Below are 14403 nucleotides of genomic sequence, written 5' to 3' on the forward strand. Positions count from 1 at the left end.
ACCTTGCAGGGAGCTCCTGCAGGGTTTTTTTTCTGTATGAATGCTAAAGAACAGGGTGTCCTGATCATGTGAGCAATATGATAAATATTGCACAGTCAATGCTTACATTATAAGCTAAGGATGGAAGATGCAAGATATTGTAATGGCCAAAGGATGAATGCTGGTGAGAAATGGTAGGCAACGATTGCGTCTGCAGACAACGATCACGCTGATGGTCTGTTCTGTATTGGCACTGGTGCTGCTGACAGTCTATGTGATGTTCAACATGAAGATTACCGAGCTAACCCGGGAGGATCTGGAGGAGAAGGCCATTTCGATCGCCCGTACGGTATCGAGGACCCCTACAGTCCAGCAAGTACTGTCGGGACAAGGGGATGCTGACGCGATACAGCCCTTCGCCGAGGAGATTCGTGTACTGAACGGCGTGCAATTTGTTGTGGTCATGAATAGGGAAGGAATCAGACTGTCTCACCCAGAGCCTGAGCGAATCGGCAAGCACTTTATGGGTGGGGACGAGGTTGAAGCGTTGAAGGGTAGGGAGCATATATCTATCGCAAAAGGAAGTATGGGGCCTTCGGTTAGGGCCTTTGCCCCCGTCATTGTAGATGGAGAGCTGCTTGGAGCTGTGGCTGTAGGGCTGTCGATGGATGCTGTCAATTCAGCGGTTGCACATAATCGCTGGATTATGTATCTGGGACTTCTGATTGCTGCTGTTCTTGGGATCTCAGGTGCTGTACTGCTGGCTCGTAGACTCAAGCGACTGATGCTCGGAATGGAGCCTGATGAGATTGCGAAGCTGCTGGAGGAGCGAAGCGCAATGCTGCAGTCCGCCAAGGAAGGGATCATTGCTGTTGATTCTGCAGGGACCGTTACGCTGATTAATGCGGAGGCCAAGCGGCTGGTAGGTGATGCCAGAGTAGAAGAAGGACAGAATTCTCGTGAGCTCAGCCCACTCTTACGAATGGATCAGGTACTGGATAGCGGGCAGGCTTTGAATGATATGGAGATCGAGCAGGAAGGCCTGACCTTGCTGGTCAATGTCGTTCCTGTCACCGTGCATGGCCGGATTGAGGGCGCTCTTGCAACCTTCCGGGACAAGACCGAGATCGATATACTCATGGAACGACTGTCGGGTGTATCCTTATATGCGGAGGCCTTGCGTGCACAGACGCATGAATTCATGAACAAGCTTCATGTCATGGTCGGGCTCACACATATGCGCCGTTATGATCGTCTGGAGGAGTACCTTAACGGTACCGTCAAGCATTTTCAGTCTGAGGCTGGAATGCTGGTCAGACAGGTCAAGGACCCAGTTATGGCAGGGTTCCTGCTAGGGAAGCTTAGCCGAGCACGTGAGACGGGAGCTCAGATGATCATTATGGACGATGGAATACTGCCGGAATGTGCTGATGAAGAGACCTCACGTGAACTGGTGACTATTGTAGGTAATCTATTGGAAAATGCGCTTGAGGCTGAAGGTGGCCCAGAAGACAAGGAGATTGCTGTCGGCTTCGTGCATCGGGATCAGGAACTCGTCGTTACCGTCCGTGATAACGGGGCAGGCATTCCGGAGGATATCATCAAGCGGATGTATGAGCAGGGCTTCTCAACGAAGGGACAGGACAGAGGTATTGGCTTGTATCTGGTGATGCGAAGCGTCAAGAAGCTCGGCGGTCGATTGAGCTGTCAGAGCTCAAGATTAACAGGAACGGAATTTCACGTAAGGATTCCATACAAAGCGAGGGTACAGGGGGAACCATGATCAAAGTGCTAATTGTAGAGGACGACCCGATGGTCGCAGAGATGAATAAATTCTATGTGGAGCAGGTTGAGGGCTTCCAGGCCGAGGATTGGGCGGAATCCGCCGAGCGTGCACTTGAGCTACTGGAATCAAGGTCTTATGATCTTATCCTACTCGATATTTACATGAAAGGAAGCAGTGGGCTTGAGCTATTGTCGGATATTCGTGGTCAGGCACTGGCAGCCGACGTGATCGTCATCTCGGCAGCCAGTGACAAGGAGAGTATTCGCCAGGCGCTACGTGGCGGTGCCGTCGATTATCTGATCAAGCCGTTCCAGTTCAACCGCCTGCGTTCGGCTTTGGAGCAGTATCGCGAGCGTTCGATGCTGTTCACCGGTTCAGATACGCTCGCCCAAGCTGAACTGGATTCTCTAACGAAGGTCGCCAAGGACACGACCCGAAGTGCCCCGTTATCCAAGGGCTTCACGCGGCAGACGCTGCAAGCGGTATGGAGAGCAATCGAGGCGACGACTTCCGAATGGTTCACTAGCGAGGAGATCGCCAGCAGCGCTGGAATCTCGCGTGTATCGTCCGGCAAGTATCTTGCGGAGCTGCAGGATAGGGGGGTGTTGGAGATGGATTTCAGCTACGGAACCGTAGGAAGGCCCGTACAGAAATACCGAGTGACCGCAGAGGGTCCTACGAGGATCAGCAAATTTTTGTAAAAGCCCTTGTACATCTCGCAGTTGCTCGGAACACTAAAGGTACAGCAGCTATACAAAGAAGTTATTCAATGATCCCATAGTCACACAATAGAGGGAATAGTCATTTTGATAACGTTTACTTTAATAACTTTAATAATTCATTGATTATTTACATAACAACAAAAGCGCTTACAAAACCGCTATGATGGGGCTGTAGAACATTAAAGGAGGTTCACCCGTCATGCAAAAAGCAATGGAGACTTCGGTAGGCTCCACGGAAGTACCGAAGCAGGCAAGCGTATCGTCGGAGTCTTATGTCCGTCCGTTATCCAAAGTGCTTGGCTTCAAGATTGGCGTCATTCCACTACCTATTTACATTCTGCTCGGTATTATTATTTTCGCGGCCGCAGCTCTCGGTCAGCTTCCCAATGATATGATCGGTGGTCTGGCAGTTATTATGATTATGGGCGTACTGCTGAGCTATCTGGGCTTCAACCTGCCTCTGCTGAAAAATATCGGTGGTCCAGCGATACTGTCCCTCATGGTGCCGTCCTTCCTGGTCTTCTGGAACGTCTTGAATCCGCCCATCGTGGATTCGGTGCATACCCTGATGAAGACGTCGAACTTTCTGTACCTCTACATCGCCTGCCTGGTGGCGGGCAGCATTACAGGGATGAATCGTCAGACGCTGATTAGCGGGTTCATCCGTATTTTCATCCCCATGATGGCAGGTACGGCCGCAGCGGTCCTTGTGGGTCTGGGTGTGGGCATGATGTTCGGCTATACGGCGCACCGTACGCTCTTCTATATCATCGTACCGATCATCGGTGGCGGTGTAGGGGAAGGTATCCTGCCGTTATCCATCGCATTCTCACAGATCCTTGGCGGGGAGTCCGGCAGCTACGTGGCCCAGATGATTCCGGCGGCTGTCATCGGCAATGTCTTTGCTATTATCGGTGCAGGTCTGCTTAAGAAAATGGCGGACAAAAATCCTGCCATTACCGGCAACGGTGTTCTGGTGAAGGAGAAGAACGGTCAGAAGCTCGGCGGTAGCAGCTACGATTCGGAAAAAATTGATTTCCCGCTCATGGGAGCAGGTCTGCTGTTCGCTTGCAGCTTGTTCATTACGGGCAGTCTGTTGTCCCCGTTCGTCGGTATTCCAGGTCCGATCCTGATGATCTTCGGTGCGGCTCTGCTCAAAATCTGCAAGCTGCTGCCTTACAAAATCGAGCAAGGTGCTTATCAGCTGTATAAATTCGTATCCGGCACGCTGACCTGGCCGCTCATGGTCGGTCTGGGCATCCTGTACATTCCCCTGGAGGATGTAGCAGCGCTCCTCTCCGTACCTTACGTCATTACTTGTGCTTCCATTATTGCGGCCATGATTATCACAGGCTATTTTGTCGGCAAATGGGTTCGTATGTACCCGGTAGAAGCAGCGATCGTCACAGGCTGTCGTGGCGGATTAGGCGGCACGGGCGACGTTGCCATTCTCTCGGCCTCGGGTCGGATGGAGCTGATGCCGTTCGCACAGATCTCCACACGGATTGGTGGAGCGCTCACGATTGTGGCAGCTACCCTGCTGATTTCGGTCTGGGGAGGCTAAGGCTTGCGCGACAGAGTAAGTATCGGTCACAGGTATAGGGAACATAAGAGAGAAAAGGTTGTAAATAGATTTTGGATAATTCATATAACAACGTATTGCTTACAATAAATGAATGCTTGTACGTAATGATTGTTTGTATTGTATTAGATGATTGTTGAGATTGAATGATTAGGTTATTAAACGACCAAGGTACCAACTGTGCAAGTGTCATTCCGTTTATTTAGGTAGTTATTATTTTGGAGGCGATTAAGATGAGTCAGGTATTGGATAATACCCATCAATTCTCATTGCGAGTACAGTACGAAAGCGGAAGCAACTATATGGCGGACTTGGTTCATATCGTAGAGAGTTATCATGGAACCGTAGTCGTCGCACACATGGAGGACCCGAAGGAAGAAGATCTCGCGCAAGCGGAGGTCCGAATCGAAGTAGAGCATATCGAGGATCGTGTGCTGATCGAGAAAGCCGTCTCCCAGCTGCGTGGGGGGGATGTAGTTGAGCAATTACTGGAGATTATGCAGCTGCATGATGGTGGGAAGCTGGAGACCACACTGAAGCATCCAATTCGCAACAAAGAGGACCTGTCCAAGGTATACACGCCTGGTGTGGCGAAGGTATGTCAGGCGATTGCGAAGGACCAGGGCAAGGCATATCAATTAACGACGAAGCGAAATACGGTAGCTGTCGTCACAGACGGTACAGCCGTGCTGGGCCTCGGTGATATTGGGCCTCGCGCAGCCATGCCTGTCATGGAAGGGAAAGCGGCCCTGTTCAAGCAGTTCGCTGGTGTGGACGCTGTGCCGATCTGTCTCGACACGAAGAATACAGAGGAGATTATTGCCATTGTAAAGGCAATCGCCCCTACGTTCGGTGGCATCAACCTGGAGGATATCTCCTCGCCCCGTTGCTTCGAGATTGAAGCTCGTCTAAGAGCAGAGCTGGACATTCCTGTCTTCCATGATGACCAGCATGGTACGGCAATCGTCGTGCTCGCAGGTCTGCTGAACGCACTCAAGGTGTGCAACAAGCCAATTGGTGAAGCGAAGATCGTCGTGAACGGTATCGGTGCAGCAGGAATCTCCGTCTCCAAAATGCTCCTGCGAGCAGGGGCGGTGAATCTGATTGGCGTGGATCGGGAAGGCGCGATTAACCGTGCGACGAATTACGATAAGCCACATTGGAGTGAATTCGCTAAGCTGACCAATCCGAACAATGAGCAGGGTGCGCTGTCCGAGGTCATCAAGGGAGCCGATGTATTCGTGGGCGTATCCGCACCGAATGTACTTACCGTCGAGGATCTCAAGAACATGGCTGCTGATCCGATTGTATTTGCAATGGCGAATCCGATGCCCGAGATTGATCCAGCGTTGGCAGCTCCCTATGTGAAAGTCATGGCGACTGGCCGTTCGGATTACCCGAACCAGATTAATAACGTGCTGTGCTTCCCTGGCATTTTCCGTGGGGCGCTCGATTGTGAGGCTAGTGATATTAACGACGAGATGAAGTTGGCTGTAGCCGAGGCGATCTCTTCGGTCATCGAGCCTTCTGAGCTGCGGGAGGACTACATTATCCCGGATGCCTTCGATCTAAGGGTGGTAGAGCGAATCCGGCTTGCTGTAGCCAAGGCGGCTATAGATAGCGGCGTCGCGCGCAGGAATGTGCTGGAGCAGGTGAACTAAGAGAGTACCGGGCATGGAGCATGGAAGCATTAGAAAAGAAGGCCAACAGAAGCAAGCGATGAGTATAGGCAATAGATACCATAGATATATAGAAATATGGAGATATAGAGAGATAGAATGGGCGCAATAGGCGTAATAATTGCAATACACGCAGCATACGTAATGGACGCAATAAGTGTAATAAGTTCAAGTAGAATGCCATAGACAGTAGATGTAATAGAAGCATAGAAGCATAGAAGCATAGAAGCATAGAAGCATAGAAGCATAGAAGCATAGAAGCATAGAAGCTGTGGAGAATAGCGGATGAGTAAAAGAACCTTCGAACCACTTTGTAGTGGGATGAAGGTTCTTTTGGCATGAAGGGGCTAATTACAAGGTGAATAATTAAAATTTGTGATTTATTTCACTTGAATTACCATAATAAACAAATACCACAATAAAACAGCTACACATTGCCGCACACATACTTCTCGATCGTACTGCGCACCGCACCGGGGCCAGCGAGCATCTCGTAGAACATCGTCTCAATTTTGTCACCCAGCCCAATCTCATATAGTGGGACGCCGAATAGCCTTTCATCCGCAAGCAGGCGGCGAACCTCGGAGGTCTGATCACCCAGCTTCGTATGCTGCATATATCCCTGTAGCGTATCTATTAGTGGGTCGGGACTGAGCGTGAAGGGGACTCCTTGATCATCTACTCCAAGCAAATAGCGGCACCAGAGCGCAATGGTCAAAGGGATTGCAGTCAGATCTGCGGGATCGAGTTCTGCTGTACCCACATAGGATTGTAATGTTTTGCCGAAGCGAATGCTCATCTTCTGTGAGGTATCGGTAGCAATCCGCTGCGGTGTATCCGGGATATAAGGATTAGCGAAGCGTTCCTGCAGCACCTCGTCAATGAATGTCGTAGGATGAATAATGCCAGGGTCAACGACAACAGGCAGCCCTTCCTTGTAGCCAATGGTCTCGACCAGACGACACAAGATGGGGTCCTTCATAGTATCGGCAATAAGCTGATATCCGAGCAGACACCCGGAGAGAGCGAGAGCGGTATGCAGCGGATTGAGACAGGTTGTGACCTTCATCGTCTCTACCTGATCCACCGTATTCCGATCCGTGAAGATGATGCCCGCCTTCTCCAGAGCGGGTCGTCCGTTCGTGAACTTGTCTTCAATGACCAGATACTCACTAACCTCCGCATTAACGAAGGGGGCAGTATACGTATGCTTGGAGGTGACGATCAGCTCCATGTCGGCTATGCCCACCTTCTGCAGAGCAGTCTGCACCTCCAAGGAGGGCCTTGGAGTAATTTTATCAATCATGGTGAGGGGGAACGTGATGTTCCCCTCATCCTCCAGATAGTCCATGAAGCCTTCCTCCACCAGACCTCGGGCAGCCCACTCTTTGGCAATGGTGGTCATACTGGCCTTTAACAAATCACCGTTATGCGAGCAATTATCCATGCTGACGAAGGTCATAGGGAACTGCCCCTTCAGGTAGCGCCGATATGCCAGGGAGGTGGCAATGCTCATCACATGCAGCGGCTGCTGAGGTCCTTTCGCCACATCCTGTTCCACGACAGGCAGATACTGGCCGCCAGGTCCAGTCAGGGCGTAGCCCTTCTCTGTAATGGTGAAGCTGGCCATCTGCAGACTCGGCTTCTCGAATACTTCGATCAGGCGATGATAGTCGTCAGGGCGACTCTCTTCTGTTACGAGCCCCTCGACGATGCTTGCCACCACACGCTTCTGAAATCTTCCATCCGCCCGCATCAGCACCAGCAACGTAAGATTGTCATACGGCTTATAGCCCTTATCAATGACTTCAAAGTCAAAGGTCTCTACGGCAATAATTCCTGTATCCGCTTGCATGTTGTTCATCAGCTGTTGCTGTGCATTTGCGACCAGTCCCCGAAAAATATTACCTGCACCGAAATGCACCCATTGCGGCTGGACCCTCGTATTGTGGGCAACAAGCTCCAGATCGAAGGTCGGCAGCTCAATGTCTGCTGCTTGCCAGCCTACTGGGTCTAATAAGCCTTTCCGGCTTAGCTGAAGCATTCAGCTCACTCCTTTGCCTTGCGAGAGACTATCCCAGACCCCTAGCAGGTACATGATGCCAAGTGCACGGTCGTACAAGCCGTAGCCTGGTCGGCAGTCCTGCTCTTCTCCCCATAGATGTCTGCCGTGATCCGGGCGCACATATCCCTGATATCCGCTCTCATGATAGGCTCTGACCACTTCCGGCACATCGACGCTGCCATCCTGTCCGCGATGAGAGACTTCGATGAAATCGCCATTTTCGAATACTTTTACATTACGGATATGTGCAAAATGAATACGCTCGTGGAATTCCCGAATCATCGCGGGCAGATCATTCTCAGGATTGGTCCCGAGCGAGCCTGTGCAGAAGGTCAGGCCGTTATACGGACTGTCTACCGCATCCAGAATCCGCTGTATGGTCTCCCGACTACGGACGATTCGCGGCAAGCCGAAGATAGGCCATGCCGGGTCGTCAGGATGAATGGCCATCTTAATGTCCACTTCCTCGCATACCGGGATGATTCGCTCCAGAAAATACTTCAGATTCTCAAACAGCTTGTCTTCATCGACATCTGCATAAGCTGCAAACAGCTCATCGAGCTTGGCAAGCCGCTCTGGCTCCCAGCCTGGCATGGTGAACTTCCCGGCTCCCTTAAGGATGCGATCGACCATTTGGCGAGGATTATCCGTAATGGCAGCCTTTTCATAAAAGAGGGCGTTCGAACCGTCAGGAAGCTCCTTATACAGCTCTGTTCTAGTCCAGTCGAAGACAGGCATGAAGTTATAGCAGATGACTTTGACGCCGACTGTGGCAAGCTTGCGGATGGTATCTATATAAATATCAATGTACTGGTCGCGGGAGGGTAGGCCGATCTTGATATCATCATGGACGTTCACACTCTCAACGACCGCCGTGCTGAAGCCCTTGCTCGTGATCTGATCCGCTACCTCCTGGATGCGCTCCATTTCCCATACTTCACCGGCTACCTTATCATGCAAAGACCAGACAATGCCCATCACGCCCGGAATCTGCCGGACATGATCCAGTGTAATGTTGTCATTGCCTTCCCCGTACCATCTCCAGGTCATATTCATAACGATACCCTCCCTGATTGTAGTGGATTACATATGCAGCATTCATCTTGTATACAAGATCGAGTCGATCATATATGATAGGAATTGTTCTTGTCAATGATATTTCGAGAGAGCCATCTCTGCAAAATACTCTATAATAAAAGAATTCATACAGTGAAGGCAGGAATGATATGTTCACGAAGGAAGAAATCAAGCAGATGCTCAAGAATGATATCCTAGCTCTGGCCCTGAAGCCGGGGACGCTGATCAGCGAGACGACCTTGTCTGAGCGCTTCCAGCTGTCGAGAACACCACTGCGCGACGTGCTAAAGCAGCTTGCGCTCGAGTCCTATATTGACATTTATCCCAAGAAGGGGAATATCGTCTCCTTTATAGATCTTGAGTCCGTAGAGCACATGATCTACTTGAGAAGCGCATTGGAAAAAGAAATCATGAAGGAGCTGTCCACACAGCTCTCATTAAGCGATACTCAGAGGCTGAGTCGCATTCTGGATCAACAGCGTGCTGTGATTGAGGAAGCAGATGCAACGGATGCATTTCTGCAGCTGGATGATGAGTTCCATCAGACCATGTTCCAGATCGCGGGCCGGGAATATCTGTGGCAGCTGATTCAGCAGGCGAACGTTCACTATATCCGATATCGCAAGCTGCATATGCTGGAGTCGGGCAAGCTGATGGACATCTGGCATGAGCACCAGACTATGCTGGAGTGCATGGTGAATAAGGATACCTCCCGCATAGATGATCTCGTTCACCATCATCTTCGCGAGGATATCCGTTCGTTAGATTTTCTGCGCCAGTTCGCGGATTATATTAAGAAATAGAATTTGGGTGTGCAGCGTATGTGTATGTGAACATGTATGAAATGAGGCTGAGAGACTACCATGCGTAGGCAAGATTCGAGAGGGAGAGTTGGGTAGGGGAGAACAGTTCTAACCTAACACAAGTGGAGTGGGAGTAGCCTTGTGATTGATATTAGCGGGTGTTCAAATAATAGTCTGAGTTTCCAATCTTGTATACAAGTTGATTGAGGGCTATTGTCACGACAGCCGATAGGATTGAGGTACATCCAAGGAATAATTTTCGCATATGGCCAGCTTTCTATTAGAATCCAACTCTGTCTGTAGTCACATGTGAAATGCGGGGGTTAACATCTTGGTATTGCCATGTGCCGCATGTGTTGAAACACAGATTGCATATTTAACAGCGAAGTGGTGTGTGCTGGAGTAAGGGGAGGAATAATGCTTGAGTACCCTGCTGACTGGACTGCTGGTGAAGAGGCGGACAACGGAGATGGTAAATTGCTGTATGTAGGTAATCCAGACATAGATATCCGGGTGTATGCAAATCACTATTTGGAAGAGATTGATAGTTCTGCAAGCTCTCAATCTATAAAATATCAGAGATTAAAATTGGATAGTGGTGTAATAGCAGACTTGCTGGTTGGTTATGAGCAAGAGATGGTAAGAATGGAGATGTTCTGGGTCTCAGAGGAGGATATTGAATATCATTTTGCTGTTACAGTTGATAGGGATTTTTTTGATGAGAATGAAAAGACGTTGCTTCGCGTTGCTAAAAGTATGAAGAAGAATTAAAGTCTCAAGGAGAATAGGATGCAAGATACCTACATGTAGGCCTAACGAAGTGATTCTGACATTACCTCTAGACAAAATAACAGGTGCTGAATTCGAACGGCTTCTGGCGCTATATTTCAGAGATCAGGGGTACACGGTCAAAGAAGTTGGGGTTGGAGGCAGGGATGGCGGGGTTGATCTAGTCATTACAGATAAGCGTGGGGAAAAACAGCCGTACAGGCAAAATGCTATGCTGACCATAATAAGGTAAATGTGATGACGGTGCGTGAGCTTGTCGGTGCCAAACGGAATCATGATTGCATCCTATCCCTTCTTATAACAACGTCCGATTTTACGACCGACGCCAGAAAAGAAGCAGAGCAATTCAAGGTTGATTGCTGGCATGGTGGGGTAGTAGATAGCAAGCTGCGCAGCTGGGGAAAATGGAAACCTTCCAATAAGAAGATTAAAACGATTCCTGTAGCAAAAGAGCAGGCTACTTCAAAGCGCAGAATGGCATCAAATGTAGCTGTGGCGCTTAAATGGTGAAGAGGAAGAATAAAGCAGGAGTAGCCTTCTGGGGCTGCAGTAATTTTCCGAATTGTCGGAAAACAAAGGCGATGTGACTAAAATAAATAGAGGAGCAGGCAACAACGCTATATAGTTGCTTCGCTTCTCTATTTATTATGAGAATTCCCTACTTTACTTTCGATCATAGGTTCTAAATATCTCCGTAATAACACTAAGCGCCATCGCAATCTCCTCAGGCTCACGTGTCCTTAATAGTGTGACCATACGCTTCATATTCTCGTCCTCATTAGATAACTCTGCATTTTCTTGTACATATGTAAAAAGCTCATTTACGCCGACATCTAAGGCGTGTGCGATTTTTTCCAAATTTTTCAGTGAAATATTACGTTCGGCTCGTTCAATGAATCCAATATAACTCGGATTAAATCCAGCCTTCTCAGCCAAAGATTCTTGTGAGAGATCTTTGGTTTTTCGTAAATCTCTGATTCGAGCACCAACTAACTCTAAAAGCTCAGACATTATGTACACCCCTCTTATTTAGAAGTGTAGTGAATCGAGGCAAAGTCTTTAACTAATAGATAGTAAGTTTATTTGAAATAAAACTACTATATAGTTATATTTATGGTATAGTTTTCTCTATACGCTAGAAAAATATACATGTGAGAGCTGGAGGAGTAACAATGAATGAACAAGCCGTTATATTTGAAGATCATTGTTTTTACGATCCTAGTCAGACACAATATCTGTTCCTGGTAAAAGAAGAAAGCGATAATAGTTATAGTGCTTCTATTCAGAACACTAATCTGTTTTAGGAGCACATTTTAGACTATCTGAAGCTCGCGGACTATCACGTAAGACTTGCTGTAATCATGAACAATCATAATCAACCTGATATGAGTCTTATTCTTTGTCACAGAGCGCTCCATTCGGTTCTTGGTGCTATATATATTCAGGAGAATCGAAGTCTTGATGTTCCTTATCTTTTCACTATGGAAGAGATCTTTCGTCTTGTTCATGTATGCTCCGATTCAAGTAGGGAATTAGATATAACAATTTTTATAGGAACAATTCAGTACCTGTCTGAGGTAGGGGATCGTTTTGAGGGGGATTTAAATGGGGAGCAAAGAGAACCTGTGCAGAGGTTAATTCAAAGGACAAAAGAAACTATGAATGAGTTGTCAGGTCATCTCCTTGATTAAATAACCATTGAATGGTACAAAAGGTGCATAAGAACAAATTGAGGCGCCCCGGGTCCAATAGTCCTTGAGTCCGGAGTTAATATCCAGAATAGGTATATTGTTCATATTTAATGCTGTGGTAAAAATAGGAATATAGGTGCGTGCCTGAATATCGAGCCTTCTGCTAACCTATTATTATCATATAATAAGTGAGCAGAAAGCCTATGACGATGATTAAAATTAATCCAGAGCACCTCTATCAAATAGCTCAACAAGTAGATCAGGGTAGGCTGCAATTGGAGCAAATGAACCGCCAGCTGTATGGGCATCTGGTGTCCATGCAGTCACTGTGGATGGGGATGACGCAGGAGAGATTCTTCCAGGATTATGAGCTTTCTCGTCCCGTGCTGGAGCGGGCATTAGAACATATGGTAAGGATGACCATGGAACTACAGTCAATTGCTACACGCTTCTCAGAAGCGGATGCCGAGCAGGGAAGGTATCAGGCGGCAATTGGAGGAGCTGTAGGATTGGATGTGGATGGAGCAGCGTCTACAGATGCCGGGCCAGGCTACCGTATGGCATATAACTCGTTTCTTGGGAAAAGGCTTCCGGTGAATGAACAGGGGGTAACCGATCAGGCAGCGCTGCAGGCCTATGAGCGGGATAAAGGCCATCTAGACGTGAATGCGATGCAAGCAGATGTACAACCGGAACCCCTCGGTGAAGATATCATGACCTTGCAGATCAAAGCATTTCAGGAAGGGATTCATCCCTTCACAGGGGAGCGCGTGTCCGATAACTATGCGGCGATGATGGTCACGACTCTCAAGCTGAGCCAAGTCTTAATGGGGATTCAGGCTATTCGCGGTAGTATGCCAGGTCGCAAAGGGCCGTACCGTCTACGCTCCAATCATCCTGTGGTACAGAAGATTCAGAAGAACATAGAAGCTGTCAGGGCAGAGAAGAATATGCAGTCGGGGGTGGCGATGGGTAATGTAGAGCGCTACTCAGGTGATCTGGTCAAAGTAAACAAACCCGACGCGGCAGCTGATGCATTAGCTGTAAGAATTAGTGGTCAATCTCGTGTGAAGTACTCCAATGATCCCGATCATCGTGAGTTTGATGCAGTTAGTGACCAATACGTTGCTCAATCTAAACCAGCATTGCAAACAGTCAACAAAAGTGTTCGTAACCAAATGAAAGCTACTTTTGAAGCTGCACAGGAAAGCGGAAAAACAGTGTATTATCATTTTGAAGGACAACCTGCACAATCTGTAATTGATAAGTTGAAGGAGTACAGCAGTAGATATGGAATTGAAGTTGTAATTGATACTAAACCATTAAAGTAGGTGAGAAAATGTTTGAGTTTCATGGTTGGATAACTATTCATGAGAATATCTCAGAAGTGGATGCTGGAAACCTAGATAGTATTATTAAAAACATTGAGAAGTTTATCTCGGATTTAGATTGGAATAGTGGAATTCTGAAAGTGTACCCTGCAAATGGAGAATATCATCTTTCTGCAGGTGGGTTTATGAATCGTAAAGCGGCTGAGGCAGAAGAAATAATTAAACTATATCAATTCATTGCAGAACAGGCACCTGGTTCATATGGATTGCTATATACTAGAGATGATGAGGATATTGAAGGGTATGATAATGAGTTTAAAGTACTCGTTTTAGCTAGAGGAAGTATACAACATAAAAAAGATGTCTTGTTATCCCCATTTGTTCCCGTGGTGCAGGATGACGAGTGACTGGTTACATGGTAATAATAAGAGCGTATTAAAGCCGATAAACCAAAATGGCTAATATTTAAGGAGCTCATTCCAACTTGAATATAAATAGGAATGAGCTCTTTTGTTCGAGCCCCCAATCAAGTAACTAAGTACAACGGATACTCCAACAGGATGTCACAGAGTGTTTGAAGATATATATGACCCTAGGAGAAGTTCAAACTTCCATTATGTCCAATGAAAAAAGAGAACTGTTAGCAGACCATATGACCCGGATTGGTGTTATAAGAATCCCGGGAACTAATCTGTGCTGGTTTACAGCTTCAGCAACAAGAGTGTGCAATACATTCAACATTGATGCCACAATGCGGGCAAGCCACCCGTGTTGTGGTCTTTTTCATTTCTCTGATATAGATGGTGAAGGCTTACGAACTAGACCCCACTTAGACATTACAGCATTGCCGTACTAGGTATCATGGTTGGATAACTCTTCACGAGAGTGTCTCAGAAAAG

General features: G+C 47.8%; 13 protein-coding genes and 1 pseudogene. 11 read left to right on the forward strand and 3 right to left on the reverse strand.

All coding sequences use genetic code 11. The annotated features are described in order from the left end of the window. Positions 1 to 163: 163 nt before the first annotated feature. From dcuS to K331_RS0124105, 4 genes and pseudogenes are all read left to right on the forward strand, one after another. Complete coding sequence (gene dcuS, locus K331_RS0124090; RefSeq protein ID WP_028592247.1) at positions 164 to 1762, forward strand: DcuS/MalK family sensor histidine kinase; 1599 nt, start codon at positions 164 to 166, stop codon at positions 1760 to 1762. Next, the gene (locus K331_RS0124095) at positions 1759 to 2466 is read left to right on the forward strand and encodes a response regulator (RefSeq protein ID WP_028592248.1); all 708 of its coding nucleotides are present in this window, start codon (positions 1759 to 1761) and stop codon (positions 2464 to 2466) included. The genes dcuS and K331_RS0124095 overlap by 4 nt, the downstream gene beginning before the upstream one ends. A gap of 304 nt (positions 2467 to 2770) precedes the next feature. Next, positions 2771 to 4051 (forward strand): annotated as a pseudogene (locus K331_RS0124100) (2-hydroxycarboxylate transporter family protein); the annotation flags it as partial. Between the two features lie 251 nt (positions 4052 to 4302). Next, on the forward strand, positions 4303 to 5730 hold the full coding sequence (locus K331_RS0124105; RefSeq protein ID WP_028592250.1) for an NAD(P)-dependent malic enzyme: 1428 nt from the start codon (positions 4303 to 4305) through the stop codon (positions 5728 to 5730). A gap of 445 nt (positions 5731 to 6175) precedes the next feature. On the opposite strand, the gene K331_RS0124110 is transcribed toward K331_RS0124105, so the two are convergent. Then, positions 6176 to 7792 carry a mannitol dehydrogenase family protein gene (locus tag K331_RS0124110; RefSeq protein ID WP_028592251.1) on the reverse strand — a complete coding sequence of 539 codons (1617 nt, stop codon included), beginning with the start codon at positions 7790 to 7792 and terminating at the stop codon, positions 6176 to 6178. After that, positions 7793 to 8869 carry a mannonate dehydratase gene (uxuA, locus tag K331_RS0124115; RefSeq protein ID WP_028592252.1) on the reverse strand — a complete coding sequence of 359 codons (1077 nt, stop codon included), beginning with the start codon at positions 8867 to 8869 and terminating at the stop codon, positions 7793 to 7795. A gap of 170 nt (positions 8870 to 9039) precedes the next feature. Here uxuA and K331_RS0124120 point away from each other — a divergent pair, with 170 nt between their 5' ends. From K331_RS0124120 to K331_RS32850, 5 genes are all read left to right on the forward strand, one after another. Beyond that, positions 9040 to 9693: a GntR family transcriptional regulator gene (locus tag K331_RS0124120; RefSeq protein WP_028592253.1), complete on the forward strand. Its 654-nt coding sequence runs from the start codon at positions 9040 to 9042 to the stop codon at positions 9691 to 9693. 417 nt (positions 9694 to 10110) lie between these two features. Continuing rightward, on the forward strand, positions 10111 to 10464 hold the full coding sequence (locus K331_RS0124125) for a hypothetical protein (protein WP_028592254.1): 354 nt from the start codon (positions 10111 to 10113) through the stop codon (positions 10462 to 10464). Between the two features lie 49 nt (positions 10465 to 10513). Continuing rightward, positions 10514 to 10714, forward strand: a complete 201-nt coding sequence (locus K331_RS33170; protein ID WP_028592255.1) for a restriction endonuclease — start codon at positions 10514 to 10516, stop codon at positions 10712 to 10714. A gap of 5 nt (positions 10715 to 10719) precedes the next feature. Continuing rightward, a complete protein-coding gene (locus K331_RS33175; protein ID WP_028592256.1) occupies positions 10720 to 10992 on the forward strand; it encodes a restriction endonuclease in 273 nt (90 codons plus the stop codon). Continuing rightward, a complete protein-coding gene (locus K331_RS32850) occupies positions 10986 to 11069 on the forward strand; it encodes a topoisomerase DNA-binding C4 zinc finger domain-containing protein (RefSeq protein WP_169718396.1) in 84 nt (27 codons plus the stop codon). The genes K331_RS33175 and K331_RS32850 overlap by 7 nt, the downstream gene beginning before the upstream one ends. 76 nt (positions 11070 to 11145) lie before the next feature. On the opposite strand, the gene K331_RS0124140 is transcribed toward K331_RS32850, so the two are convergent. Beyond that, entirely contained in the window at positions 11146 to 11493 is a 348-nt protein-coding gene (locus K331_RS0124140; RefSeq protein ID WP_028592257.1) for a helix-turn-helix domain-containing protein, read from the reverse strand. Positions 11494 to 12376: 883 nt separating this feature from the next. On the opposite strand from K331_RS0124140, the gene K331_RS0124155 reads away from it, so the two are divergent. Together K331_RS0124155 and K331_RS0124160 are read left to right on the forward strand one after the other, a co-directional pair. After that, entirely contained in the window at positions 12377 to 13504 is a 1128-nt protein-coding gene (locus tag K331_RS0124155; protein WP_084165556.1) for a WXG100 family type VII secretion target, read from the forward strand. A gap of 8 nt (positions 13505 to 13512) precedes the next feature. Continuing rightward, a complete protein-coding gene (locus K331_RS0124160) occupies positions 13513 to 13911 on the forward strand; it encodes an Imm7 family immunity protein (RefSeq protein ID WP_028592260.1) in 399 nt (132 codons plus the stop codon). Positions 13912 to 14403: the final 492 nt, after the last annotated feature.

The sequence above is a fragment of the Paenibacillus massiliensis subsp. panacisoli DSM 21345 genome, assembly GCF_000426545.1.
GTDB lineage: Bacteria > Bacillota > Bacilli > Paenibacillales > Paenibacillaceae > Paenibacillus > Paenibacillus panacisoli.